At 37.1% G+C, this 25,651-nt stretch carries 22 protein-coding genes, 1 pseudogene and 1 riboswitch; of the genes and pseudogenes, 18 read left to right on the forward strand and 5 right to left on the reverse strand.

Annotation, left to right across the window (positions count from 1 at the left end; translation table 11 throughout):
* The first annotated feature begins 165 nt into the window (after positions 1-165).
* Positions 166-3,141 carry a hypothetical protein gene (locus AEA09_RS05590; RefSeq protein ID WP_053582894.1) on the forward strand — a complete coding sequence of 992 codons (2,976 nt, stop codon included), beginning with the start codon at positions 166-168 and terminating at the stop codon, positions 3,139-3,141.
* A 241-nt stretch (positions 3,142-3,382) separates the two neighbouring features.
* Here AEA09_RS05590 and AEA09_RS20225 read toward each other — a convergent pair.
* Positions 3,383-3,768 (reverse strand): annotated as a pseudogene (locus tag AEA09_RS20225) (IS3 family transposase); the annotation flags it as partial.
* 156 nt (positions 3,769-3,924) lie between these two features.
* On the opposite strand from AEA09_RS20225, the gene AEA09_RS05595 reads away from it, so the two are divergent.
* Positions 3,925-6,801 carry a hypothetical protein gene (locus AEA09_RS05595; protein ID WP_053582895.1) on the forward strand — a complete coding sequence of 959 codons (2,877 nt, stop codon included), beginning with the start codon at positions 3,925-3,927 and terminating at the stop codon, positions 6,799-6,801.
* 92 nt (positions 6,802-6,893) lie between these two features.
* On the opposite strand, the gene AEA09_RS05600 is transcribed toward AEA09_RS05595, so the two are convergent.
* Both AEA09_RS05600 and AEA09_RS05605 read right to left on the reverse strand, forming a co-directional pair.
* Positions 6,894-8,234 (reverse strand): amino acid permease, encoded by a 1,341-nt coding sequence (locus tag AEA09_RS05600; RefSeq protein ID WP_053582896.1) that lies wholly within the window; start codon positions 8,232-8,234, stop codon positions 6,894-6,896.
* 195 nt (positions 8,235-8,429) lie between these two features.
* A riboswitch (glycine riboswitch) is annotated at positions 8,430-8,506 on the reverse strand.
* Between the two features lie 426 nt (positions 8,507-8,932).
* Positions 8,933-9,316: a rhodanese-like domain-containing protein gene (locus AEA09_RS05605; protein ID WP_053582897.1), complete on the reverse strand. Its 384-nt coding sequence runs from the start codon at positions 9,314-9,316 to the stop codon at positions 8,933-8,935.
* A 282-nt stretch (positions 9,317-9,598) separates the two neighbouring features.
* Here AEA09_RS05605 and AEA09_RS05610 point away from each other — a divergent pair, with 282 nt between their 5' ends.
* From AEA09_RS05610 to AEA09_RS05620, 3 genes are all read left to right on the forward strand, one after another.
* Entirely contained in the window at positions 9,599-10,429 is an 831-nt protein-coding gene (locus AEA09_RS05610) for a lipoate--protein ligase family protein (RefSeq protein WP_053582898.1), read from the forward strand.
* Positions 10,430-10,632: 203 nt separating this feature from the next.
* Entirely contained in the window at positions 10,633-13,203 is a 2,571-nt protein-coding gene (locus tag AEA09_RS05615; protein ID WP_425411995.1) for a vitamin B12-dependent ribonucleotide reductase, read from the forward strand.
* Positions 13,204-13,341: 138 nt separating this feature from the next.
* Positions 13,342-14,244 carry an NAD(P)H-dependent flavin oxidoreductase gene (locus AEA09_RS05620; RefSeq protein WP_053582900.1) on the forward strand — a complete coding sequence of 301 codons (903 nt, stop codon included), beginning with the start codon at positions 13,342-13,344 and terminating at the stop codon, positions 14,242-14,244.
* Positions 14,245-14,553: 309 nt separating this feature from the next.
* On the opposite strand, the gene AEA09_RS05625 is transcribed toward AEA09_RS05620, so the two are convergent.
* Positions 14,554-15,972, reverse strand: coding sequence for a DHA2 family efflux MFS transporter permease subunit (locus AEA09_RS05625; protein WP_053582901.1), 1,419 nt, complete (start codon positions 15,970-15,972; stop codon positions 14,554-14,556).
* Positions 15,973-16,091: 119 nt separating this feature from the next.
* Here AEA09_RS05625 and AEA09_RS05630 point away from each other — a divergent pair, with 119 nt between their 5' ends.
* Both AEA09_RS05630 and AEA09_RS05635 read left to right on the forward strand, forming a co-directional pair.
* Positions 16,092-16,541 carry a MarR family winged helix-turn-helix transcriptional regulator gene (locus tag AEA09_RS05630; RefSeq protein ID WP_053582902.1) on the forward strand — a complete coding sequence of 150 codons (450 nt, stop codon included), beginning with the start codon at positions 16,092-16,094 and terminating at the stop codon, positions 16,539-16,541.
* A gap of 22 nt (positions 16,542-16,563) precedes the next feature.
* Positions 16,564-16,851, forward strand: a complete 288-nt coding sequence (locus AEA09_RS05635; RefSeq protein ID WP_245622786.1) for a DUF1450 domain-containing protein — start codon at positions 16,564-16,566, stop codon at positions 16,849-16,851.
* A gap of 44 nt (positions 16,852-16,895) precedes the next feature.
* Here AEA09_RS05635 and AEA09_RS05640 read toward each other — a convergent pair whose 3' ends face one another.
* Entirely contained in the window at positions 16,896-17,828 is a 933-nt protein-coding gene (locus AEA09_RS05640) for a DUF1385 domain-containing protein (protein ID WP_245622787.1), read from the reverse strand.
* A 318-nt stretch (positions 17,829-18,146) separates the two neighbouring features.
* Here AEA09_RS05640 and AEA09_RS05645 point away from each other — a divergent pair, with 318 nt between their 5' ends.
* From AEA09_RS05645 to accB, 11 genes are all read left to right on the forward strand, one after another.
* Positions 18,147-18,572: a hypothetical protein gene (locus AEA09_RS05645; RefSeq protein WP_053582903.1), complete on the forward strand. Its 426-nt coding sequence runs from the start codon at positions 18,147-18,149 to the stop codon at positions 18,570-18,572.
* Between the two features lie 61 nt (positions 18,573-18,633).
* A complete protein-coding gene (aroQ, locus tag AEA09_RS05650; protein ID WP_053582904.1) occupies positions 18,634-19,068 on the forward strand; it encodes a type II 3-dehydroquinate dehydratase in 435 nt (144 codons plus the stop codon).
* A gap of 1 nt (position 19,069) precedes the next feature.
* Entirely contained in the window at positions 19,070-20,131 is a 1,062-nt protein-coding gene (locus tag AEA09_RS05655; protein ID WP_053582905.1) for a M24 family metallopeptidase, read from the forward strand.
* 17 nt (positions 20,132-20,148) lie between these two features.
* A complete protein-coding gene (gene efp, locus AEA09_RS05660) occupies positions 20,149-20,706 on the forward strand; it encodes an elongation factor P (protein ID WP_053582906.1) in 558 nt (185 codons plus the stop codon).
* Between the two features lie 467 nt (positions 20,707-21,173).
* The gene (locus AEA09_RS05665; RefSeq protein WP_053582907.1) at positions 21,174-22,175 is read left to right on the forward strand and encodes an NAD(P)H-dependent flavin oxidoreductase; all 1,002 of its coding nucleotides are present in this window, start codon (positions 21,174-21,176) and stop codon (positions 22,173-22,175) included.
* Positions 22,176-22,256: 81 nt separating this feature from the next.
* On the forward strand, positions 22,257-22,466 hold the full coding sequence (locus AEA09_RS05670) for a hypothetical protein (protein WP_008179863.1): 210 nt from the start codon (positions 22,257-22,259) through the stop codon (positions 22,464-22,466).
* 5 nt (positions 22,467-22,471) lie between these two features.
* The gene (locus tag AEA09_RS05675; protein WP_053582908.1) at positions 22,472-22,849 is read left to right on the forward strand and encodes a hypothetical protein; all 378 of its coding nucleotides are present in this window, start codon (positions 22,472-22,474) and stop codon (positions 22,847-22,849) included.
* A gap of 12 nt (positions 22,850-22,861) precedes the next feature.
* The gene (locus AEA09_RS05680) at positions 22,862-23,773 is read left to right on the forward strand and encodes a stage III sporulation protein AE (RefSeq protein ID WP_053582909.1); all 912 of its coding nucleotides are present in this window, start codon (positions 22,862-22,864) and stop codon (positions 23,771-23,773) included.
* 283 nt (positions 23,774-24,056) lie between these two features.
* Positions 24,057-24,386: a hypothetical protein gene (locus AEA09_RS05685; protein WP_245622788.1), complete on the forward strand. Its 330-nt coding sequence runs from the start codon at positions 24,057-24,059 to the stop codon at positions 24,384-24,386.
* Between the two features lie 12 nt (positions 24,387-24,398).
* Positions 24,399-24,956 (forward strand): SpoIIIAH-like family protein, encoded by a 558-nt coding sequence (locus tag AEA09_RS05690; protein ID WP_053582911.1) that lies wholly within the window; start codon positions 24,399-24,401, stop codon positions 24,954-24,956.
* 200 nt (positions 24,957-25,156) lie between these two features.
* Positions 25,157-25,642, forward strand: coding sequence for an acetyl-CoA carboxylase biotin carboxyl carrier protein (accB, locus tag AEA09_RS05695; RefSeq protein ID WP_053582912.1), 486 nt, complete (start codon positions 25,157-25,159; stop codon positions 25,640-25,642).
* Positions 25,643-25,651 lie beyond the last annotated feature (9 nt).

Consider the following 25,651-nt stretch of genomic DNA (forward strand, 5'->3'; position numbering starts at 1 on the left):
GCGTGCATTTTTTATTTTTTAAACAAGTAGTGATTAATTTATCCTCTAGGAATTTGTGAAGTTGAAAAATTGAATTCAATTATACTTTCGATTACCCATTTATTGAAAGTAGAGGTAATTTGATGGTATTATGGTACTAATACATATGGAAGAAGAGGATATATTATGAATAAATCTAAATTAGTAATTTTAGCTACAATACCTGCAGCTGTGTTAATCCCAACAACCGTTTTAGCTGCTTCAACTTCAGATATTTTTATTGAGTCAAATGATAATAGGGGAAATGTTATAAATAGTGTGTTAAACGCTAATGTTTCAAAATTATCGGACAACACAATTATTTCTTCATATCAATGGTATTATGTAGATGGCTTAAAGGAATCAGAAATAATTGGAGCTAAAAGTTCAAACTTCACTGTTCCTATGGAAGCATCGGGAAAGCAAGTTAAGGTAGTGGCGACAGATTTCGACGGAATAAAAAAATATGAATCTACTGAAGTGAGCATTTTTCCGTTAGAACTTGCTTTCCAAGAGAAATTTGCTCTTATTGTTGGTGGATCTGATGTTATAAATGAATCAGGTGATTCAATTTTCTTTACATTACCTGGAGACACACTTTCAGTTACTGATATTGATGTAAAAGATATTGGCAAAGCAGAATATAATATACCAAAAGAAAAAGTGAGTTATACATATCAATGGATGTATAAAGTGCAGAGTCATGATGGCGGATGGGTTTACTCTGAAATACCTGGAGCGACAGGTAGTACGTACGTAGTTCCCGAAGATGCATTACAAAAAAACATGAAAGAAATAATTGTAAAAGTAACAGCGAAAGCTTTGGATCAAACAATTTCAATAAGTACAAAAAACGTAACCGTAACTACAGATGTCATAGCTTCACTTATAGATAAAATTGATAAGATAATTGATAAGTCAAAAACGAAAAATGAATATGTTCCTATGGATGCAATTCAAGAATTAGATGAGATTTATCAATCATTTACACAAGCTGCAAAAATGAAAGTTTCAAATTATGACGTTTTACAAAAGGCATTAGACGATATAGCTTTAGTTAATAAAGTGGTTGAAATGATCGGGAAATTAGAATCTAATGCAAATGAAAGTACTGTAAATACAGCTCGCCAAGCGGTTGATAATTTAAATCTATTACAATCTTCACTATTAGGTGATGCCATTTTGCAACTTACTGAGGCAGAAGCATTGTTAAATAACAATAGCCAGTTAAAAACTGCGACAAATATCATAAAAAATCACATTGTTACATTACGCTCGATTGATGGATTAGTTTCTTCCATGCCAATTTATACTACAACAGGTGGAATAGAAGATTTGGTAGTTAAAGTAGATGCGATTAAAGAAATGGTTAAGACAGAACACTTATCAAAAGAATATGCTTCTCTCGTACTAAATCATACTATTTTAAAAGAAGCGGAACTTGATGTGAAAGCTGTTTCAGGATTTATAGCAAAAGTAGATAAAATTGTAGCAACGACCATTCCTCAGAAAAAGAAGACACTTGCACAAACAGCAGATAAAGCTCATAAAGCGCTATCATTACGCCAACAATTATTAGTGACATCGGAAACAATGGAGATAATTGAAGAAGGAAAAAAAGGACTAGTTCCTGGTTCGTCACCAGTCGATCCTACAACAGGATTAGCTGAAAAGATTATGGCATTACTTGGTTCTGTAGCAGATAAGAGTGGTGTTGATGCAATCTTCAAAGATGATCCAAGATTGGACAAATTAGCGCAAGAAGTTAAAAAGCTTATTTCAGAATATAATAAGTCTTCAAAGGAAGAAAAACTAACTGTTAATAATATCAATATCCTGAAAAGTCTTGAAACTGATATCCGTGCTGCTCAAAAGGTGATTATAAATATTACTAAACTAGATGAAATGGAAAGTACTGAAGGTACTACACTTAAGTACAATTCATTATTCAGAACCACTTCTTCTGCCTTCCAAAAATTAACACCAGACCAACAATTATTAGTTGGAAATGCAGATGTTTTACTAGGTGGCAATCTTAAAGATGATGATAAACTTAATGATGACGAAGCTGAAGCTGCTACATCAGATTTAGTAGCTAGCATTGCGTCATTACCTACTTTAGACAAATATAATGAATATAAGACAGAGGTAACGGAATCTACACTTCAATATAAAAAAATTGATAGCAAATATAAAAAATATGTGACTAATTATTACGTGTTAACAGATGCAACTAAACATGTGAAAAGTATAGACGCATTTTTGAAAAAAATGAACGAAGCAATGCTTGAGAAAAGTGATGAGCGCTTTTTAACAAAAGCTAAAACGATTGAGTCAAGTTATTTAAAGTTACCAGCGTTTCAACAACAACTTATTTTTGGGGATTCGGAAGTAGGTTATCTAGCATTTAAAGAAAGACTTACTAATACCTCAAGTGATTTTAGTACTAAAGTACAAGAAGTTGAAAGTGATATTCAAGATTTAATTGTTGGCGGTGAATATGTAAAGAGTTTTGAAGATATTCGAAATCTAGAAATTGTTTATAAACGACTTTCTACAACAGAAAGAAAAGAAATACTAAGTGGAAAAATATTAACTACTGCTATTTCAGATATGAAAAAAGTACAACAATTTGCCACTAACGCTCAAAAAAATATCCTTAAGAAGCCTTTGACGGTTGTAAATGATTTTAAAAAATTGAATAATCTTCAATTATCAATGTTGAATAAAGAATTTAACGATTTGTATCTTGCAATTAGTAATATTTTTAGTGATGTAGAAAACCAACAGGGAAGTGCGCTTACGCTAGTTGAGAGCATTAATAATCTATTTGATGGAGGGGATTATAAAGAAAATCCCAATTTCGAAGGAGAAGTTAATGATTTACTATCTTTGTACGATAGTTTAGATGCGACTAATAAAAAGTATGTGAAAAATATTTCAAAATTAAATAGTGCGAAAAAAGATTTGGATAAAGTGTATGAAGTGCGAATGCAAGAAGAGGCGATTGTTAATTCCCCTGATAGTGAACTTGCTAGAGAAGAGTTTAAACGTGCTTATAATAAGCTAAACAATAAGCTAGCTAAGCTGTATAATCAGTTATTTGATGAGCCTTCATTATAGGCAGAAAAGACTTAGTTAGCGTTCGCTACTTCTTGTTGAGTCATAAAATTCCAATATGAATTTCTTCTTAATGTAAGTCATTAGACAGCTATTGTTATTCTTTATAGAAGAATCTAATGTTTTTTTCGTAAAAAGAGCTGGCGTTCAATAAGGGATGGACCCCTGTATATATGACAGAGGTCAAAAAGTATCTACCATCCAGTTATCGGTATTGTACCGGTGACTGGTTGTTTAGTTTCGCCTATATTCGTATATAATTAAAATATTTTATATAGTCTTTGACAGTTTGTTCTACGATTGCCTTCGTAGTATTTCTTAAGCTGTTTAAGTAGAATGTTTCAGACTTTAATGGATTAGATGGGGCATTATCAGAGGGCGTACCTTTACGGGACTCGCTCATGATAACGCCTTTGCCGTTGATATTGATAAGACGTTGTACACCGAACCGTGGTCCCTATGCAGCTTACAGCCCTCAGGTAAAGTACCTAGTTGGGATAAGGTAGTCAATAGGAAATCAGTATCTTAGCCAGCACCAATTAAATAGGCGATAATCTCGCTATTATATAAACCTTGAATACTTGAAAGAAACATATGATATGCGGAATAAGTGTGCTCAAAAATCATTTGAATGCGGCTAGGCTAAACCTACGCTCAAGATACTTGAATTGAACCAAATATCCAGTAGAAAACACCTCATTTTATGTAGATTGTGTGAAACAAATAAAGTTCCACGGAATGTGACCGATATAGGTTTTAGAAGGATAGAGGAGGACTGAACAAATATTGAATAAAAAATTACTTTTTGCAGTAGCGGCTATCCCAGTGATCTTTGTGGCACCAACAGTAACGGGAGCAGAAAATTTATCAGGTATTACAATTACAGGGACTGCTAGTGTCAATGGTACACTGACAGCGTCAATTTCTAACTTGCCGGTAGGTACGACTATCAAAGGTTATCAATGGTATTATATTGAAGAAAAATCAGGTGATGGTGGGTCAACGACGAGAAAGCCAATTTCCGGTGCAACGCAAGCTACCTTTAAGTTGCCAGCAGAAGCTGCAGGTAAAACGATTACTGTAGAAGCTACAGATACGAATAGCAATAAATACGAAGGTGATTCTCGTGTAGTAAAGGAACTAGCTCTTGCTATTACGGCTCCAACTTTTGAAGGGCATTCAGCTTCAAGCTTTGTAGCACCAGGTGAAACAGTAAAAATAACTGGGGCGGACGTAACAGATAAAGCGGGTGCCGAGTTAGAAAGTAGTCAAATTACATATAGCTATCAATGGTTTTATAAAGTGGGGGAACAATTTACAATTATCAGCGGTGCGACTGATCGTACGTATAAAGTTCCAGCAGATGCATTAGACAAAAAAATGATTAATATTATTGTCAAGGCAACAGCGAAGGTAGGAACATCTGTAGTGGTGTCAGATTTTTCGCATATGCTGACGGTGTCCAACGAGGCATCAAACACAATGATTGAGGATATTGGAAAGTTACGTGTAAGCGACAGCAAATATAACTTTACAGATTTAGCAGTATTTACAGCAGAAGTAAAGGCACTAGAAAGTAAGTATCAAGCCTTGGCAGATGCTGCAAAGGCAAATGTGACAAATTATGTTGTACTTAAGCGAGCACTTGCTGATGTAGAAGCTATCAATGCCTTAAATGAAAAAGTGAATAAGGTCGACGTTAGTGATAAAGACCTGCCCAAACATTTAAAAGACATTGAAGAGGCCTATGACAAGCTTGATTTATTGCAGCGTAGCTTAGATGTTGGGGATATTTTATATAATAATATTAGAGCTATGATGAAAGAACCAACAGATATCGTAGACATTGCCCAAGTGAGAATACTGAGTCAAGCGATTGTTGACTTATTAAACTATGATAATAATGTTATTAAATACGTACCTACTAGTGTGGAGTCATTACAAGCGGCCGTTGAGAAGATTGAAGCCGACATTGCGAAGCTTTCAAAAAGCTACCAAACAACGGTACAAAATCAAGCGATTTTAAATGAAGCGAAGCAAGATATCAAAAAGATAGCACAATTTATTAAACTCTTTGAAAAATTGTCAGGAAATATTGCACCAGACAAGCAAGTGACGACTGCAAAATCCATTCGTACCGCATATGAAAAGTTAACTTACAAACAGCTACAGTTAGTGCCAGATACTTATGTAACGAAATTACTAGAAGCAGAAAATGCAGAAGAAACTCAAATTGCTACTATAAATACAGAGATAGATAGCTATATTGGAGATGATATCTATCCAATAAATCCGACAGCGGAAACATGGCAGGCTCATGTGAGCAATGTAAACCGAATTATCGCTTCGTATAAAAATTTAACGACAAATTCAGAGGCTAAAGTCATAGGTTATGCAGCCATCGTGACGTTACAAAAAGACTTAAAGACAGCTGAAAAAATTATTAAGCAAATAGAGGAATATAATGCGCTCACAGCCATAAATGGTGTGAAAGAAAGTAAACTAGAATCGAGTTATAACAGTGCTTTAAAGGCTTATAATAAGCTGACGAGTTTGCAACAATCTCTTGTCTATAATGAAGATAAGCTATTAAATAATCCACCGAATATGACGGTTGATAATAACGGGAAAGAGCCAGCAGATAAAGCAGCAGCTGAAGTGCTAAAAGCTGATATCGCAAAGTTTGCTGACCTAACAAAATATTCGTTCACACAACTAGAAACAGCAGTAAATACAGCAACAACTACTTACAAAAATCTTTCATCTGCTGCGCGTAAGTATGTCACGAATTATTATTTATTAACAGCAGCAAGTAAAGATGTTAAGGCCGTAGTGTCCTTCCATAAAAAAGTACAAGCCGCTCGTGAAGAAACGGATGTTGCCAAGCAAGCGAAAAAAATTGAGTCTGTAGAAAAGGCTTATGCAAAATTACCTGCAAATCAGCAGCATTTAGCAAAAGAGCAATATCAATTACTACTAGATAAACGTCCTGCAGATGGCAATGCATCAGATATTGTCACGTTAAATACTGATATCGGAAAAATGGTTTCCAACGGTTTATATACTGTGACTATAGAAGGAATTCAACAGCTTTCTGCACAATATAAAAAACTTAGTACAAGCGATAAAAAGCTTATAACGAACGCCTCTATTTTAAAAACTGCTGAAGCTGATGTGAAAAAAGTGGAGTCGTTTATGAAGCAGTACGATAAATCATTCGAAAAATCGCCAGCAACGGTCGTTAAAGCTTTCGCTAAGCTTACAGCAAAGCAAATGAATCTAGTGAGTGAAAATGTTCGCCAAAAGATTATTGAAGCGGAAAAGGGACAACAAGGGGCGAATGAAACGGCATTTGGCTTAGTGGAGTCCATCAATACACTTCTTCAAAATGGTGTATACAAGGCTAACTTGCAAGCTGATGTGACGATCATTCGAACGGCATATGACAAGCTGAGTGCTTCTGAAAAAAGTGTCGTGAAAAACTATTCGAAGCTAACACAAGCTGAGGCGGATTTAAAAAAGGTAGCAGAGGTGCATACCCTATATGAAGCAATCACAGCAGAAAATAGTGATACTGCCCGTAAAGCTTGGGAAACAGCCTTTGCAAAACTGTCAAAAAAATTAGAACTTCTATATACGGATATGTATAAGGGTGATAAATAAGATTGTAATAAAAATAGCTAGCATCCTCCAGTTAGGATGCTAGCTTTAGACTGTAGATAAACTCATTTAGAATGGGGTTATCTACAGTTTTTTTAGTTCTTCCTTTTAACTTTATAAATTACAAACATCATGATAAACCATACAGGCGTTAGGAGCAGTGCTGTACGTGTTGCCTCAGAGAAGAACATAATGATTAATAAAAACACAAAGAAGCCTAATACTACGTAGTTAATGAATGGTGTTAGTGGTGCTTTGAAAATAGATGCTTCATGCAATGCACGGTTTTTACGCTTGTAAATGATATGTGAGATTAGGATAATACTCCAAACCCATATGAAACAGATAGCGCTTATCGTAGTTACTACACTAAAGGCATTCTCTGGCATCAGTTTACTTAATAATGCACCAACTGACACGACAATTGTAGACACGATCAGTGCGTTACTAGGTACGCTGTTTTTGTTTAATTTAGCAAATGCTGGTGAAGCTTGTTTGTTGCTTCCTAGGCTATACAGCATACGGCTTGTTGAGAATAGGCCACTGTTCCCTGCAGAGGCAGCCGATGTTAGTACAACAAAATTAATGATTCCGGCTGCAATTGGAATACCCGCTAATGTAAATACCTGTACGAACGGACTACTTTCAGCGGACATTTCATTCCAAGGGTTAATGCATAAGATAACGAATAATGCACCTACGTAAAACAGTAAAATACGTAGTGGGATTTTGTTAATTGCAGATGGAATGTTTTTTTGCGGATTCGCTGTTTCGGCAGCGGAAACGCCGACTAACTCCACACCGACAAAGGCAAATACAACCATTTGGAAGGCCATTAAAAAGCCAGTGACGCCGTTCGGGAACAATCCTCCATGTGCCCATAGGTTTTCAATTGAAACAGTACCTGAACTTGTTTGAAACCCTGTTATAAGCATAAATACACCAATAATTATAAGTGCAACAATCGTAATGATTTTTATTAGAGCAAACCAAAATTCAAGTTCGCCAAAGAGTTTTACCGTTAATAAATTTAAAATTAATAATAATACTAAGCAACCAATTGCTGGTACCCATTGTGGTATATCAAACCAATAATTTGTATAGACTCCAACAGCAATAATATCTGCCATGGCAGTCATAATCCAACAGAACCAGTATGTCCAGCCTGTGACATAGCCTGCCCATGGACCAATGTATTCAGTTGCAAAATCAGTGAATGATGTGTAGCCAGCATTCGATAATAGTAATTCACCGAGTGCACGCATGACGAAAAATAGTGCGGTACCGACAATTAAGTAGGCTAGGATGATGGAAGGTCCTGCTAAAGCAATTGCTTTACCTGAGCCAAGAAATAAGCCTGTACCGATCGTACCACCAATGGCAATTAATTGAACATGGCGATTTTTTAATTCACGTTTTAACTGTTGTTGCTCCAAGATGACCCCTCCAAGATGATGTAAGCATTGAAAATAACACAAGCAACAAAAAAGAGACTAGTGGCTACACTAGTCTCTTAAACAGTAGAATAACAAATACCATATGCATATCATAAATATTAGTTTTACAGAAAAAATATTTATTGGTAAACATTTAATTGGTACAACTTTCTTTTTATCAAGAAAGTTTGTCTTTATTACTCATCTGTCCTTTTGCCTGAGATAGTGAACCCTTCGGCGACGCGATATGCGCTCTCTCCAGAAATTGCTCCTGCTATAGTTTAATCCATAGCATTCATTGCATATTTGGTTGATAACAATGATATCAACATGTGTTTGTATTATTCTAAGATACTATTAATCGTAACAGTGAAATCTACTTAATTCAAGAAGTAAATATTTTTTCTATTTTGAAATAAGAAGAATGTTGTGATTACATGGTATTTTAAAACGATAAAGAGCAGATGTTTGCTTGTTTTTGTTTCTTTACTATTTTTTCTATGTAGTGTTGAAATTTAAAAATAGTAAACCCTTATATTACAACATGCTGATACGTATTTTTTATCCAATACATGATAAAAGACTTAATGAAGCAGAAATGATGAGCTAATTATTAGACAATGACATTATAATAGAAGAAACTCGTTTTTTTTCCATAAAAAGAGCTTGCATCCAATGTAGATGCAAGCTCTTTTTTGTTATTTTTTTGTTTTTACTTTACCAGTCCAAGTGCGGAATCCGCCTTCAAGTTGGTAAATTTGGTTGTAGCCACGTTTTTTTAGAAATAATGCAGCACGAGCGCTACGGCCTGTATTTTGACAGTATAAATATACTGGTAAATCTGGGCGGATTTCTTTATGGCGTTGACGTAGTGTAGTAGAAGGAATATTACGAGCCCCAAGGATGTGACCAGCATCGAATTCCTTTTGTTCGCGCACATCGATTAATTGTGCTTTGCGATAGCCTTCAATAAATTGTTCTTGTGTTAAATTGGTAACTGCTTTTTTTAGGCGCATCGCATTAATCCCGATATATGCTATCAAAACCAGTAAAATAACACCAATTGTAATAAGTATTTGCAAGATGTTCTTACCCCTTTCTATCTTCTTAACTATTATAAAAGATGCGGTGGCGATAGTCCAATGAGTTTGATAAAATTAACTACATTATGCTTAAACATTTTTTAGCAGGTAATTTAGTTCTTGCTGAATAATATCAAAGTCCTTTGCGAATAGTAGCCGACATTACCTCTCATCTATGTGATAATGACTAATTGAGACGTCTAATACAGGTCTAAGCAAAGGAGCAAAGTTGTAAAAGATAATTTGATTATATTATACATATATAGTGTAGGAGCTGATGATATGACAACATGGTATTTTCTAAATTCAGGGAAATGTAGTCCTTCTTTTAATATGGCCTTAGATGAGGCGTTGTTAGATTGGCATAGTGAGGGACTGATTCCTCCAGTTATTCGTTTTTATGAATGGGAGCCAGCAACACTCTCTATCGGTTATTTTCAGCAGGCGTCAAAAGATATTAATCTAGAGGCTGTTCGGGCACAAGGGCTTGGCTTTGTACGCCGTCCAACTGGTGGGAGAGCCGTTTTACACGAGCATGAGCTCACATATAGCATCATTGTAACGGAAAGCTATCCAAACATGCCAGAGACAGTGACAGAGGCTTATCGTGTACTAAGTGAAGGGATTTTACAAGGCTTTCATAATTTAGGGATGGATGCATATTTCAGTGTGCCAGCTACGGAAGAACAAATGGCTGATTTGAAAAAGCCAAAAAGTGCAGTGTGTTTCGATGCCCCGAGTTGGTATGAACTTGTCGTTGAAGGGAAAAAAGTAGCGGGGAGTGCACAAACACGTCAAAAAGGTGTTATTTTACAGCATGGTGCGATTTTACTTGACTTAGATGAAGAAAAATTATTGTCGGTGTTTAATTTTGACAGCGAAGAAGCCAAGGAACGTATGCGCAAAAAGTTACCAGAGAAAGCAGTATCCATTAATAGTCTTGTCAATGAGCCGATTTCAATCGAGCAGTGTGTGGAAGCTTTCCGGGATGGTTTTGCAAAAACGTTGCAAATTGAGTTAAAACCATTTACACTTTCTGAGGGGCAATTGAAATATGTACAAGCACTTGAAGATAAAAAGTATGCGCATGACGATTGGAACTTTAAAAAGTAAAAAAAGTAGCTTATTAAAAATTTTTTTTAGTGTGCAAACCGTGTCATGCCAAGTAGTTATTAAAATGGCCTGAATTGCAAGAGTTGAATTAAAAAACTATATATAGTATCTTTTTAAATGAGCAATACACAATATGTAGTGTTTAATCACACATGATATTGTGTATTTATTATTGTAAGGTATAGAATAAGGGAGGCTAAATGATGGTAATCACTAATCATCAACCCGAAGTAAACAAACAAATAGAACAATTAAATAAGGACATTGAGCAATTCCCACAAGTTCATCCGGTAACACCAGACATGCACATAACGCATAAAGGTGTATCGAGACTTGTCATGATTGATCGTTATTCTTTTAAAGATACGGAAAAGAAAACGCTAAAAGCTGGTGATTTCGTCGTATTAACGGTGAAGGCAGATCCAAAATTTCCTGCACGTGGTTTAGGGACAATCCAAAAAATAGATTGGTCTGCAAAAACAGCAGATATTTTAGTTGAGGAAGATTATCGTAGCGTTTTAGATGATCCAATAGAGCAAGAAACGGGTGTGATTACGCGCTCAATCGAAGTGCTAGAAAAGCCTCTTGAAATTTTTTATGAGCAAATTGCAAAACGAAATGCAACTGGACTTGCTTCTGTAGAAAAAACAGCTGAGAAACGTCAAGAATGGTTTGAGAAGTTTTACGAGCAATTAGTATCACTAAAGTTCATTCCAGCTGGCCGTGTTCTTTACGGAGCAGGCTCTGAAACAGATGTAACATTCTTTAACTGTTACGTTATGCCATTTGTGGCGGATTCACGTGAAGGTATCAGTGACCATCGTAAGCAAGTAATGGAAATTATGAGTCGTGGTGGCGGTGTTGGGACAAACGGTTCTACACTTCGTCCACGTAACACATTAGCTCGTGGTGTTAACGGTAAATCTTCAGGATCTGTATCATGGCTAGATGACATCGCTAAGCTGACTCACCTTGTTGAGCAAGGTGGTTCAAGACGTGGTGCACAAATGATTATGCTAGCAGACTGGCATCCAGATATTGTGGAATTCATTATTTCGAAAATGCAAAATCCGCGTATTTTACGTTACTTAATCGAAAATACGACTGATGAATCGATTATTCGATTAGCAAAAGAAAAATTAAACTTTAAGCCTTTATCTCAACAAGATGAAGCGATGTATCAAGGAATTGTTAACTATAAATCAATCCCAGGATACGGTGGATTCGATGAGGCAATTATCCGTGAAGCAGAAAATAAATTACGTGACGGTGGTACTTACACTGTTCATAACTCAGAGTTTTTAACTGGGGCAAACATTTCTGTTACATTAACAAAAGACTTTATGGACGCTGTTGAAAAAGACGAAGATTTCGAGCTTCGTTTCCCAGCAGTTGAAGAATATACAAAAGAAGAAATGGCTATTTATAATAGTGAATGGCATAAAGTTGGAGACGTTCGTGAGTGGGAGAAGATGGGCTATAAAGTACGTACATACCGTACGATTAAAGCAAAAGAGTTGTGGAATTTAATTAATATTTGTGCAACTTATTCTGCAGAGCCAGGTATCTTCTTCATCGATAATGCGAATGAAATGACTAACGCAAAAGCTTATGGTCAACAAGTAGTAGCAACAAACCCTTGTGGGGAACAACCACTTGCACCCTATTCTGTGTGTAACTTAGCAGCTGTGAACTTAGCGCAGTTTGCGATTAAAGAAAATCAAACAGTCGATTATGAAGCATTACGTGAGACAGTACGTGTCGGGGTACGTATGCAAGACAACGTAATTGACGCAACGCCTTACTTCTTAGAAGAAAACCGTGTACAAGCTCTTGGTGAGCGCCGTGTTGGTTTAGGTGTAATGGGCTTAGCAGACTTACTTATTTATTGTGAGAAAGAGTACGGGTCAGAAGCTGGTAATGAACTGGTTGATGAAATCTTCAAGACAATTGCGGAAACAGCGTATGAGGCATCGACAGAGCTTGCGAAAGAGCGTGGAAGCTTCCCATTCCTAGTAGGGGCAACCGACGAAGAAACAGCTCGTCTACGTAAAGCATTTACAGAAACTGGATTCATGCAAAACATGCCTGCACATGTAAAAGAGCAAATTCTAGCAACTGGTATTCGTAACTCTCATCTTCTAACGGTAGCGCCAACAGGATCTACAGGAACGATGGTCGGCGTAGCAACTGGGCTCGAGCCATACTTCTCATTTACGTATTACCGTTCAGGTCGCTTAGGTAAATTTATTGAAGTGAAAGCCGAAATCGTCCAAGAATATTTAGATCGTCATCCAGAAGCAAAAGAAGACGAATTACCAGAATGGTTTGTGACAGCGATGGCATTAAAACCAGAAGCGCATGCAGACGTACAATGTATTATTCAAAAATGGATTGATTCTTCTATTTCTAAAACAGTAAACGCGCCAAAAGGCTATACAGTTGGACAAGTAGAAAAAGTATACGAGCGTCTATATAAAGGTGGCGCTAAAGGTGGTACGGTTTACGTTGATGGAAGCCGTGATTCACAAGTATTAACACTAAAAGCCGAAGAAAATGATATGGACCAGCTATCATTTGGCGAAGATTTAGTGGAAGAACAAATAGCGCGTCCAGTCGTATTAGTTGATACGATTCAAGCACTTACATCTACATCAGTAATTGGTTCAGATGTTGGGAATACATGCCCTGTTTGTCGTAAAGGAACAGTCGAAGAAATGGGCGGCTGTAACACATGTACAAATTGTGGTGCACAGCTGAAATGTGGACTTTAAAATAATTAAAAGGTGTCTATCCAGTCAAATTTGACGGATAGGCACTTTTTTTATGAAGAAAATATATAAATAAAGTAGGATATTTTGATTTTAAACAGAATATTTAGAATATAAGTTGTTTGATAAGGGGGATGGAGTATGTCAAAGTTACCAATTATTGTTGCGCCGATGTTTTTAGTATCAAATCCTGCGATGGTGATAGAAGCAAGCAAGGCAGGTCTTATCGGATCATTTCCATTACTAAACGCTAGGCCAGTAGAAACATGCGCCCACTGGTTAATAGAAATCAAAGATGCATTGCCAACCGAGCCATGGGCAGTGAATTTTATTTGTCATCCTATTGCCAATCCACGATTCGAGGATGATTTACAATTGATTGAGACCTATCAACCACCGATCGTTATTACGTCACTTGGCAACCCAAAGCGTGTTATTGAAATTGTGCACAGCTATGGTGGCAAAGTATATGCCGATGTCGCCAATGTGAAGCATGCCGAGAAATCTGCAGCAACAGGTGTGGATGGCCTGATTTTGGTTTGTGCAGGAGCAGGTGGACACGGAGGGCAACTCAGTCCATTTGGCTTTGTCTCCGCTGTTAAAAAATTTTATAAAGGAACGATTATTTTGTCAGGTTCTATTTCAACAGGTGAAGAAGTGCTAGCTACGCAAATTATTGGGGCAGATTACGCATATATGGGTACACGTTTTCTTGCATGCAATGAGGGGAATGCACCAGAAGCTTACAAAGAAATGCTCATTGAAAGTACGACCGATGATATTCTATATACAGACTCCTTTAGTGGTGTGCATGTAAATGTACTAATTCCATCGCTTCTAAAGGAAGGGATTGACCCTGCAACACTAAAGCCGAGAGAGGATATTGACCTGACGCATCTTGTTAATGTGAAAGCATGGAAAGATATTTGGTCTGCAGGGCACGGCGTGACGAATATAGACAAAAAGGAATCTATAGCAGAAATAGTGGCTACTTTACAGAAGGAATATGAGCTTGCTAAAGAAAAAGTCGCCTTAGTAAGATGACGTTTCATGTCCTAAAAGAAGTTATTAACTGCAGGATGATGTGATCGGAAAGCTAAAACCGATAAAGAATGATATGATAATTGAGTCAATTTCATAAATAGATTTTCTAGGAAAAATTACGAATATTTCAGTGGAGCGGAAAGCGTCCTCCTGTAGCGAAACGATGCGAACGATCATGTTTTTTTATCTTTGCAATGTTCGTATTTATTGACGGAAATAGGAATTATGAAATTGATTCAATTGAATATAAATATTACAAAAAAATAGCTTGTCTTTGCCGAGAAATCGACAGAGACAAGCTTTTTGTAGTTAATTGTGATTCACATTTCTTTTTAATTTTACTGCAAGGAATAGCATGATGATACTTCCCACCATAATGACAAAGAATGCTGCATGTATACCAGAGAGCTGTGCTTGCATGTTTGCGTCAGGCAGATGCTGTACTTTTTCATAGGAGCGAGCACTTACTGTTGATAAAATAGTAGTTAATAGTGCTGTCCCAATGGAACCCGCTAGCATACGTGTAGTATTTGTCACTGCAGCGCCGTGTCGGCTAAGTGCAGGTGACAATTGATTGACACTAAATGTTGTCATGGTCATCATCATAATCGATATGCCGAATAAGAATAATGTATAAATGATAGAAATGACTATCGCATTAGTGTCTAATGTAATGCGCGTGTAGCCTAAAGCGGTCATGAAAACAACTGTTAAGCCGACTAAAACTAGCGGTCGAATACCACGTTTATCTAGTATAGATCCAGCAATTGGTGACATAATCCCCATAATAATGGCCCCTGGCAATAGTAAAAGCCCTGTTTGAAGTGTAGATTTCTGCATTATCTGCTGTAGTAGCACAGGTGTTAGTAGTTCCACGCTATACATTGCTAATGCAATGAATGCACCGATGAGTGTAGCGTATAAATACTGCTTATGCGTGAAAACACGAAGATTTAGCATTGGATGCTCAGTTGTTAATTGACGCCAAATAAAGAGTGTGATAAATAATAAACCGACACCAATAATGACTTGAATCGTTGTAGAGCCAAAGCCTAGTGTACCTGCCATTGAAAAACCGTAAAGTAATGAACCAAAGCCGATAGTAGATGCTAATACACCGAAAATATCAAAGCGTGGTGATGTCGTCTCTGTTACATTCTTTAAAAAGAAATAGCACAGTATAATATTCAGTAATGTAAATGGTAATACTACGTAAAATAATGCTCTCCACGAGTAATGCTGTAGGAGCCAGCCCGACAATGTTGGTCCGAGCGCAGGGGCAAACGTCATGGCGATTCCAATCATCCCCATTGCCTTGCCACGTTCGTTCGGTGGAAATAGACTGAAAATAACAATATGCACTAAAGGCATCATTACGCCTCCAGCAACAGCTTGAATTAATCGTCCAGCTAATAACATGTAGAAGCTTGATGCCATGGCACTAATAAAAGTCCCAGTTGCAAAAATGAGTAATGCGCCAATAAATAATTGACGAGTTGTGAATTTACCAATTAAGTAGGCGCTCATTGGAATGACAATCCCGTTTATTAATAGGAATCCAGTCACTAGCCATTGTGCCGTGCTAAGCTCGATATTAAAAATAATACTGAATTTTGGGATAGCAACGTTCAGTAATGTTTGGTTGAGTAAAGAGGTGAAGGAGCCTAGAACTAAGAGGATAAGCATAATTGTTCGCTTCTTCGGCTCTAACTGAATTGTTTGTTGCATATTAAATCCTTCTTTCTAGTTGCGTGTGCAACTAATTTAGTTGGTACAAATATAATAAACGCTATTAGTTGCAAGCGCAACTAATATAACTTATTCTTATTTTGAAAGGAGTTAAAAGTATGTTAAACCAATTACCAGAATCAATCGGGCAATTAAACTCGATGTTATATCGATATGGAAATATTTATATGAATGAGCAATTAAAACCCTATCAGCTAAGTGCGGGGCAATATCAATTTTTACTTGTGTTATTTTACCGAGAAGGAATTTCACAGGATGAAGTAGCTTCTATTCTTAAGATGGATAAAGGGACAACTGCACGCGCTGTTGCCAAGTTAGAAGCAGAAGACTATGTGAGACGAGAAGTAGATATGATGGACAAGCGTGCTAAAAAGCTGTATTTGACAGAGAGGGCACGTCAATTTGAAAAGCAATTGAGGGCTATTTTAGATCAATGGAAAATGATCTTAACAAGTGACCTTACTGAGGAAGAGCAAGAACACGCCTTTGCATTACTGGGAAGGATTGCAAAAAATGCGGAGCGTTATATAGAGAGAACAGAAGATTAATGACTGAGAAGGGGAATAAGGAATGGTTTTTTCTTTTTTGAAAAAAACTTCGCAAGAACAAGTAATTATGAATGATGATGGCTTTTTGCAGCCAGTAATGGTGTGTGTATCAAATATGTCTCTACACGGTGAAAATATATACGATGAGCTTCTAAATCGTGAAGACATCGAGTTAATCGAAGAGGGTTGCACATCAAATTGCCGAATTTGTGATCGAAGTTTATTTGTCATTGTGAACGGCAAACTTATTAAAGCGAGGAATGAAGATTCGTTGCTCGAGAAAATGAATCAAACACTTAGGGGAAGATAGATAAATATAAACAAACTGCTCGCAATGTTTGCGAGCAGTTTTGATTAATCGTGATTTAATTCTAAAGCAATTTTTGGGTTTTTTTCTACTTCACGTAATTTATTGAAAGAAGTGATAGCGACTTCTACTTGATCGTCACTTGGTTCGCGTGTAGTTAATAATTGTAGCCATAAACCTGGATAACCAAGGAAACGTAATACTGGGATGTTACGACAAGCATTGGTAGCTTGTAATACTTCAAAAGAAATCCCAAGTACAACCGGAATCAATAGAATGCGGTTGACGATACGTAACCATAATGGATCGGTGGGCACCAAGAAATACACGAACATCCCTACAATTACAGTGAATAATATGAAACTACTACCACAACGATAATGTAAACGAGATTGTGCCTGTACATTCGCAACTGTAATTTCAGCACCAGACTCATAGCAGTTAATGACTTTATGCTCTGCGCCATGATATTGGAATACACGTTTAATAATTGGTGTTAACGAGATTAAGTATAAGTACGTCAATAATAGAATAAGCTTAAAGCCGCTTTCTAGTAAAATCTGTCCAGCTTTACCAGTTACCCATTTTGAAAATAGCTCTGCTAAGAAGACTGGTATTAACGTGAAGGCAAATTTACCAAATAAAAAGGATAGTACACCGACAACGGCGACCCCTAAAATCATCTGGAGCTTAGAGCCTTCCTCTACATTTTCTTCTTCCTCACCAGGAGTTACATCATAGCGATCTCCTGAAAACTGCATATGTCGAGATCCGATACCTGCAGATTCAATTAGTGCAACAACACCGCGAACAAAAGGAATTTTCTTCAGCTTTTGTAGGATTGGTTTTTGAACTTTTTTATAATGATAATAATCGATGGAATCATCGTTACGGCGAATAGCTGTAACTGTATGTTCCTTTCCTCCGAACATCACACCTTCTAACTGTGCTTGTCCCCCGTATACAGGTGAATTGCTCAAGGCTGACACCACTCTCTATAAAAATTATTTCAACTTCGCCTTGGCATAATTGCCGACTATATTTTGAATCGTACTCGGATGATTGATCCTTTCAAAATTTGTGGCATTTACCGGAGGCTGTAACTTTATTACCTGTATTATTGTACTAAATTTAGAGAAAAACCTCTAGAGGAACGCATAGCAATTTTTTTATGTGGCTACACTAGTTGTATTATTTTGTTCTTACGAGTATCTCTATGCATGCTTGGATTATTCCGGCATAGAACTACATTGCTTGTAAAGAACACATCTGAGTAATTCAAATTAGGGGGAGTAAAATTGAAAATAGCTAGTATTACAGCAATCGTGAGTGCAATTAGTTTAGCAATTTGTTTGAAGGGACTCCATTATTTTCATTTAATTAAATGGAATCCAATTGGTTTTTATAAAAAATGGGAACTGTTTGAGGGGAGTTCGAAGTTGTTTCAGTGGAGTACGTTAACGCTGCTTTTATTTGTTGTGGCACTTCTCTTATATATTAGTTTGCAATTCGTTCACATAATCCCTGCCGTTTTAACATCTCTTTTATTAGGGCTACTATTTACGATTACAATTGAGTGGTTTGCTCTTGATTTACCTTTACAGCTTGCATCCTTTAAAAAATTATCGATTCCATTTATTGTTGTTGTAATTTGCTTATTACGCTTTTTACTGGAAACAGCAAATTTTCACATGAAAGAGCACACGGCACAAAAAGGAAATTAGTTGCCGTAAATATTCGGTATGATAAAATAAAGGGCAGGTACATAGAAAGAGGCGAATAGGCTTGAGGTTATTATGTTTAAATGGACCAAACTTAAATCGACTTGGCAAAAGAGAGCCGGAAATATATGGGTATGAAACGTTAGAAGATGTGAAAAATAACGTACAAAAGCTTGCGAAAACTCTAGGGGCGACAGTAGATTTCCGTCAGTCTAATCATGAGGGTGTCTTAGTGGATTGGGTGCATGAAGCAGAGGACGAACGATATGATGGCATTATTTTTAATCCAGGTGCATATACCCATACAAGTATTGCGCTACATGATGCCATTGCAGGTGTGACAGTACCAGTCATTGAGGTACATATTTCTAATATTCATAAGCGTGAAGCGTTCCGTCATCATTCGTATCTTGCACCAGCTTGTCTTGGTCAAATTTGCGGGTTAGGCACGAAAGGATATGAGCTTGCATTACGCACATTTATCGAAAAGGGGAAATAATTTGTTGAAACTACAAAAACTACGTACAGAAATGCAACAAAAAAAAATCGATGGTATTATAATTACGAACGAGTATAATCGCCGTTATATGACTGATTTTACTGGATCTGCGGGTGTAGCAATTGTTTCTCAAAATGATGCCGTTTTTATAACGGACTTTCGCTATACAGAGCAAGCTGCTGCACAGATCCAAGACTTTCGCATTGTGAAACATGAAGCGACAATCATTGAAGAAATAGCGAAACAAGTAAAAGTAATGGGTACCAAAACATTGGGATTTGAGAAAGATACTGTAAGCTATGGCACGTTCGAACTTTATAAAAGTGTGATTCAAGCAGATTTAATGCCGATTTCCGGACTAATTGAAAAAATTCGCTTGATTAAGACGGAGCAAGAGATTAATATTATTAAGGTTGCGTGTGAAATTGCTGATCACGCATTTACACATATTCTAAATTACATCAAGCCAGGTAAAACAGAGCTTGAGGTTTCGAATGAATTAGAGTTTTTCATGCGTAAACAAGGAGCAACACAGTCTTCCTTTGATACGATCGTAGCATCAGGTCTTCGTTCTGCATTACCACATGGTGTGGCGACGAATAAAATTATCGAAAAAGGTGATTTTGTCACACTGGATTTTGGTGCACTGTATAATGGATACATTTCTGATATTACACGTACAGTGGCAGTCGGCGAACCTTCTGCAAAATTAGTAGATATGTACAATGCTGTACTCGCTTCGCAGCTTTTAGCAGTTGAAAAAGTTGGTCCTGGTTTAACAGGTATTGAGGCGGATGCGATTGCACGTGATTACTTAAAAGCAAAAGGCTACGGTGAGGCGTTCGGTCACTCATTAGGACATGGGATTGGCCTTGAAGTACATGAAGGACCTGGTCTGTCATTACGTTCAGAAGCGGTGCTTGAGCCAGGTATGACTGTAACGATTGAACCGGGTGTTTATTTACCAGGTATCGGTGGTGTACGTATCGAAGACGATATTTTAATCACAGAAACAGGAAATGAACTTCTAACGCATTCAACAAAAGAACTTATTATTTTATAATTAATGGAGGAAAACAAATGATTTCAGTAAACGATTTCCGTACAGGCCTAACAATTATTGTCGATGGACAATTATACCGTGTTTTGGATTTCCAACACGTAAAACCAGGTAAAGGTGCTGCATTCGTGCGTTCAAAATTACGTAATTTACGTAATGGTAACGTACAAGAAAAAACGTTCCGCGCTGGTGAGAAAGTTGAAAAAGCACAAATCGACAACCGTAAAATGCAATATTTATATGCACAAGGTGACGAGCATGTATTCATGGATTTAGAATCTTATGATCAAACAGAATTAGCTTCATCTGCAATTGAGTATGAGCTAAAATTCCTTAAAGAGAACATGGAAGTTCACATCCAATCTTACCAAGGTGAAATGCTAGGTGTAGAATTACCAAACACTGTTGAGCTAGAAGTAACTGAAACAGAACCAGGTATTAAAGGAGATACAGCTTCAGGTGGTACAAAACCTGCGACACTTCAAACTGGTCTTACTGTTCAAGTACCTTTCTTCATTAACCAAGGTGACGTATTGATTATCAATACTACTGATTCTTCTTACGTATCTCGTGCGTAAATCAACTCTATTCAGCAAACAATTAGAACGCTATTAAAAAATAGCTAAAAATCTGCCGAATATATTTAATTCAAAAAAACCTACTCTTTATTATTAAAAGGGTAGGTTTTTATTTTGCTTTTCAATAATGGATATTTTACTTTCGAAAAATTGTGACATTTTCATAAGGAATAGTATATATTTTAGTAGAGTGATATTGTATCTTCAGATAGATGTTTATAATTGGAAGTATTATATAATAGGTTAATCACCAAAAGTCGTGGATGATATTTAATTAAAGAGCGTATTGATTTAGAATGCTTGTTGATTGGAGTGGAGGCTGGGGGATTAGCGTCCCAGATGAGACCCTGGAGCGAGCTTGCGAGTGAAGCGGCTCATCGGACGCCCCCCGGAAAGCGCCCAGCCGGAACGGAAATCAACCCTAAGTTATGGTGATGAACTATAAATAAAATGAAGAGGTGAGAGATATGTTACATAGGTTTGACATGCAATATCCAATTATTCAAGCACCAATGGCTGGGGTAACCTCGCCGAATTTTGTGGCAGCTTGTGCAGAAGCAGGTATTCTCGGTGCTATAGGGGCAGGTTATTTAGATGGAAAGCAAACACAAACATTTATTCAAGAAGTCAAAAGGCTTACCACAAAGCCGTTTGCGGTGAATTTGTTTGTTCTAGAGGAACCTCGTATTGATATCGATGTATTACAAAAGGCACGTATGGCCCTGCAACCTTTTTATGAGGAACTTGGGCTTTCGCCAGTACAAAGTGTTATGTCGAAAGACGTATTTGAAGAACAGTTGCAAGCAATAATAGATGAAGACGTAGCGATTTGTTCTTTTACATTCGGAATTCCGACGGAACGTATTATACAACGTCTTAAAGAAAAAAATATTTATGTGATTGGCACAGCAACAACCTTAGAGGAGGCAAAGCTTGTAGAAGCGGCTGGCATGGATGCAGTTGTATTACAAGGTAGTGAAGCGGGGGGACACCGTGGCTCTTTTACGGAGCCGATGCAACTTTCTTCACGTAATCAGCTGCTACGTCAAGTGGTAGGTGTAATAGACATACCTATTATTGTAGCTGGTGGGATTATCAGCAAAGCAGACGTGACAGAGGCGCTAGCAATCGGGGCGCAGGCAGTGCAAATTGGTACAGCTCTTTTAGTAGCAGAAGAATGTGAAGCTAATGATATATATAAAGCAGCAGTACTGAATTCAAAGCCACAGCAAACGACGATTACACGTGCCTTTACAGGTAAGGCCGCACGTGGATTAATCAATGATTTCACTGAACGTATGAAGGACGCAGCTATTGCACCATATCCTCTGCAAAATGATTTGACGTCTACTATTCGTAAAGAGAGTATGAAGCAAGGCAACAAAGAATATCTATCGCTTTGGATGGGTGAGAATAGTTATTTAGTGCAATCAGGTTCCGTGAAGGAAATCTTAGCAAAATTCATATGAAGAAATGATCTCTATACCTTTGTGTAGAGGTCTTTTTTTTTGTGCAACGTCATATATTGCTGTACACGAGGGGGCGTATGGATGGAATTACAAGACGTATTGAGAGTCGCTGGAGTGGGACTAGTTGTTGCGCTTCTTCATGTTTTTTTTGATCAAACAGGCAAAAAGGAGTTTTCATTTTTTTTATTTTTCATTGCATATTTGTATATGACAGCAGAGCTACTGCGGTTTCTACGACTGTTTTTCACTGAAATATTAACCTTTTTCCAGTGGTTGACCTCATCAGGGTAGTGTAGATGCAAATTGTCATCGTAGCTGTTGTCATGCTGCTTTTATTAATGCTTATAAAAGAAGTTATACAGCCACTCCATGCGTTAATTAGTGTCATGTTTGCGTTTTTGTTGTTTAGTCTATTGTTCTCAACGTTACTTATGCCATTTGTAAAACAGTTACTTGAATTGATGGCGTTTTTACCGTATGCAAAGGCAATTGTTGTTAGTGCCAGTCTTTTCTATGTGGGGCAATGGGTATCGCTCTTACTAGTCGAGCACAGCTATAAAGTGCTAGGGGGGATTGTTTTAGATGCGGTGAAAATCGTTATATTACTGTACTGGTTAAAAGAATTTATGGAGGTATTGCAGGAGGTGTCGGCTATTTTACAAAGGCTAAACTAAGGAGCGAAGCCATTGCAGGCGCAAATATTATCGTTTTTAACGGACCCATTTTTTCTCTTGCTCAAGATGACACTTATTTTATGTGGCTATGTCGTGATCATTCTCATTGTAAATATGGTATTACCAGAGTTTGAAAAAGGGACAAGGATATTATTTTTTCTTATTGTTTTGGCAACTGTAGGACCAGTCGTTGTCGATTCATTTCGCTTGATTGATGAAATTGCACAAGGAATATCACATATCTTCATGGCTTTTTATCCAATCTTAACCTCAACCTTTTTACTTTCAAGTAGCGTCATGGCAATTGCCTCTTGGCAGCCTTTTATTCTATTTTTTGTACAAGTATTGACGATTGTAAGTGCTAAATGGCTTATTCCAGCGGTATTATTGGCGGTTGTTTTTGATGTAAGCAGTGTGATTGTGAAGGATATTTCTTTTACGAGAATTGCAGAGTTCATTCGCTTTACGATTTTGAGTATTGTGTCGGCATCTGTTATATGCTACATCATATTAATGTCGGCAAGCGGTGTGGCTGCCTTTAGCGTCAATAGAGCAGTTGCGGAGCCGGTAAAAAAATTGATCGAAGAAAATATTCCGATTGTCGGTTCATTTATTGTCGATAGTTTTTCAATGTTTCAGCAAATGTCGCAATTTTCGACTTCTATTACAAGCATTAGTGCCTTCGTTGCAGTAGTTACGGTTGCTTTTATTCCGACAGTTCAGCTAGTAGTCAGTGCGTATTCATTAAAACTTTTGGCTGCTATTTTAGAGCCGATTGCTTTTGATGATATTTGCAAGCTACTTGAACAGGTTAGCAAATCTTTGTTTACACTATGCGCTGTTTCCTTTTTAATTGCTTTTTCGTTTATGTTTTCTTGTTTTTTCCTCATCGTTTTCGTACAGATAATGGTTGGAGGGAGATAGATTGGTACTTTTATTGATGTTGCTCTTTATTTGTCAGATATTCGTATTTTTAACGGATGACAAACAAATCATTTCTCTTACGAAGCTTGTGATTACATTAGTTTTTTTACAACTGATATTAAAGATTCCATTTATTAATTCATAGGAAGAAACAAGCGTACATACACTTGAAAAAGAGTGTGATGAAGGGAGGCAATGTACAAGTGATGTGGAAAAGACACGCAAAAAAACAATACCATTAATGGTCATAGTGTTGATTGTCGCCTCCGTAGGACTTTTCATTATGCTTCCAAGCAGTCAAACGAATTCAACCGACAAAAAAGCAACCTATACAAATGAGGAAAAGCTTGAACAGACGCTAAAGGCTATGCAAGGTGTCGGGGAGGTTAAAGTTTATTTTTATTATGGACAGATGACGGCTGACATAGATGAAAATAACCTATTCAGTCAATATTTTAGAGGTACTGACCAAGGCGCGAAAGATGTTACTGGCATGCTCATTGTCTCAGAGGGTGCTGCTGATATTTTTGTGAAAAATGAAATTCGCGCTGTCGTCAGTCAAGTGATGCAAATGCCAATTCATCGAATTATTATTGTTCCAATGGAAAAATAAGGGGGAAGATTGATGCGCGTACGCAGAAGAACGGTTTGGTTTATGACATTATTGAGTTTAGTAGCTGTTATTTCAGTATATTACTTAGTTGATCCGGCAAAACAATTTAATGGTTTAACTATATTTAGTGATGATACATTACAAGAAACAGCGATCACGGGTGTAACCGATACGGATGGTACGAAAGAAAGTTTGACACAAGAAGTTTCATCACCAAGTCACTTATTTGAAGAGATGCGTATGACAGTTAGTGACGAGAGAAGCCAGCTGCGTGAGCAATGGACAGAAAAAATAGGTTCGGAGGAATTCACAGCTGAAGAAAAAAGTAAAGCTTACGATGATATTGATAACCTTATTAAACTAGAATCAGCAGAAGCTATGTTAGAAATGCTTGTGAAATCACTAGGCTATTCAGATGCCTTTGTTCGAGCAGAGGGAGAAAAAGTAACTGTAACTGTAATGGCAGAAGAGTTATCAGCTGCCAAGGTTGAAGAAATTGTTTATCTAGTAAAAACAGAGATGGAAGGCGCTAACAAAGTGCAAGTAGAATTTAAGGCAAACAATTTTTAAAATATAGAGAAAAAAAGGAATATTCTGTTTGTTTTCTATTTATTGTTATATATCAGTATAATGAAAAGGCTTTCGTTTAGTATAAGAAAGCCTTTTATTTTGTTTGTATTTACTTAATTTTCATTTAACTATTTCAAATTATCAAGAAAGCAGATAGAATAGTACCTGTAGTAGATTTTATTTAATAAGGAGAGTTAGACATGTTCAAAATTCAAGAAATTCGTGAAATTATTAAATTAGTAGATTCTTCTTCAATTGATGAGTTCGTATATGAAGTTGAAGGCGCAAAAGTTAAATTGAAAAAGAACGGTGTAGTTGTGACTGAAGCAGTGGCACCTAAAAAAGATGTAGCAGCACCTGTTGTACAACAAGTAGCACCTGCAGCAGCACCAGTGAAAGCTGAAGAACCAGCGGCAGCAGCAACACCAGCTAACGACGACCCATCGTTACATAAAATCGTATCTCCAATGGTTGGTACTTTCTATGCAGCGTCAAACCCTGAAACACCAGCTTACGTACAAATAGGTGCAAAAGTTGGCGATGAAACAATCGTATGTATCGTAGAAGCTATGAAACTATTCAATGAAATCGAAGCAGAAGTCAAAGGCGAAATCGTTGAAGTTCTTGTAAAAGACGGCGAGTTAGTAGAATACGGTCAACCATTATTCCTTGTAAAAGCTGAGTAAGGAGTGCAT

This window comes from Lysinibacillus contaminans, from assembly GCF_001278945.1.
Lineage (GTDB): Bacteria > Bacillota > Bacilli > Bacillales_A > Planococcaceae > Lysinibacillus > Lysinibacillus contaminans.

What these genes read in the sequence shown, in the direction of transcription:
- efp (WP_053582906.1), top strand. Translation starts at nt 20,149, where the DNA reads ATGATTTCAGTAAACGATTTCCGTACAGGCCTAACAATTATTGTCGAT.
- AEA09_RS05615 (WP_425411995.1), top strand. Translation starts at nt 10,633, where the DNA reads ATGGTAATCACTAATCATCAACCCGAAGTAAACAAACAAATAGAACAA.
- AEA09_RS05625 (WP_053582901.1), bottom strand. Translation starts at nt 15,972, where the DNA reads ATGCAACAAACAATTCAGTTAGAGCCGAAGAAGCGAACAATTATGCTT.
- accB (WP_053582912.1), top strand. Translation starts at nt 25,157, where the DNA reads ATGTTCAAAATTCAAGAAATTCGTGAAATTATTAAATTAGTAGATTCT.
- AEA09_RS05610 (WP_053582898.1), top strand. Translation starts at nt 9,599, where the DNA reads ATGACAACATGGTATTTTCTAAATTCAGGGAAATGTAGTCCTTCTTTT.
- AEA09_RS05620 (WP_053582900.1), top strand. Translation starts at nt 13,342, where the DNA reads ATGTCAAAGTTACCAATTATTGTTGCGCCGATGTTTTTAGTATCAAAT.
- AEA09_RS05670 (WP_008179863.1), top strand. Translation starts at nt 22,257, where the DNA reads ATGGAATTACAAGACGTATTGAGAGTCGCTGGAGTGGGACTAGTTGTT.
- AEA09_RS05590 (WP_053582894.1), top strand. Translation starts at nt 166, where the DNA reads ATGAATAAATCTAAATTAGTAATTTTAGCTACAATACCTGCAGCTGTG.
- AEA09_RS05630 (WP_053582902.1), top strand. Translation starts at nt 16,092, where the DNA reads ATGTTAAACCAATTACCAGAATCAATCGGGCAATTAAACTCGATGTTA.
- AEA09_RS05665 (WP_053582907.1), top strand. Translation starts at nt 21,174, where the DNA reads ATGTTACATAGGTTTGACATGCAATATCCAATTATTCAAGCACCAATG.
- AEA09_RS05690 (WP_053582911.1), top strand. Translation starts at nt 24,399, where the DNA reads ATGCGCGTACGCAGAAGAACGGTTTGGTTTATGACATTATTGAGTTTA.
- AEA09_RS05685 (WP_245622788.1), top strand. Translation starts at nt 24,057, where the DNA reads ATGCTTCCAAGCAGTCAAACGAATTCAACCGACAAAAAAGCAACCTAT.
- AEA09_RS05635 (WP_245622786.1), top strand. Translation starts at nt 16,564, where the DNA reads ATGGTTTTTTCTTTTTTGAAAAAAACTTCGCAAGAACAAGTAATTATG.
- AEA09_RS05675 (WP_053582908.1), top strand. Translation starts at nt 22,472, where the DNA reads ATGCAAATTGTCATCGTAGCTGTTGTCATGCTGCTTTTATTAATGCTT.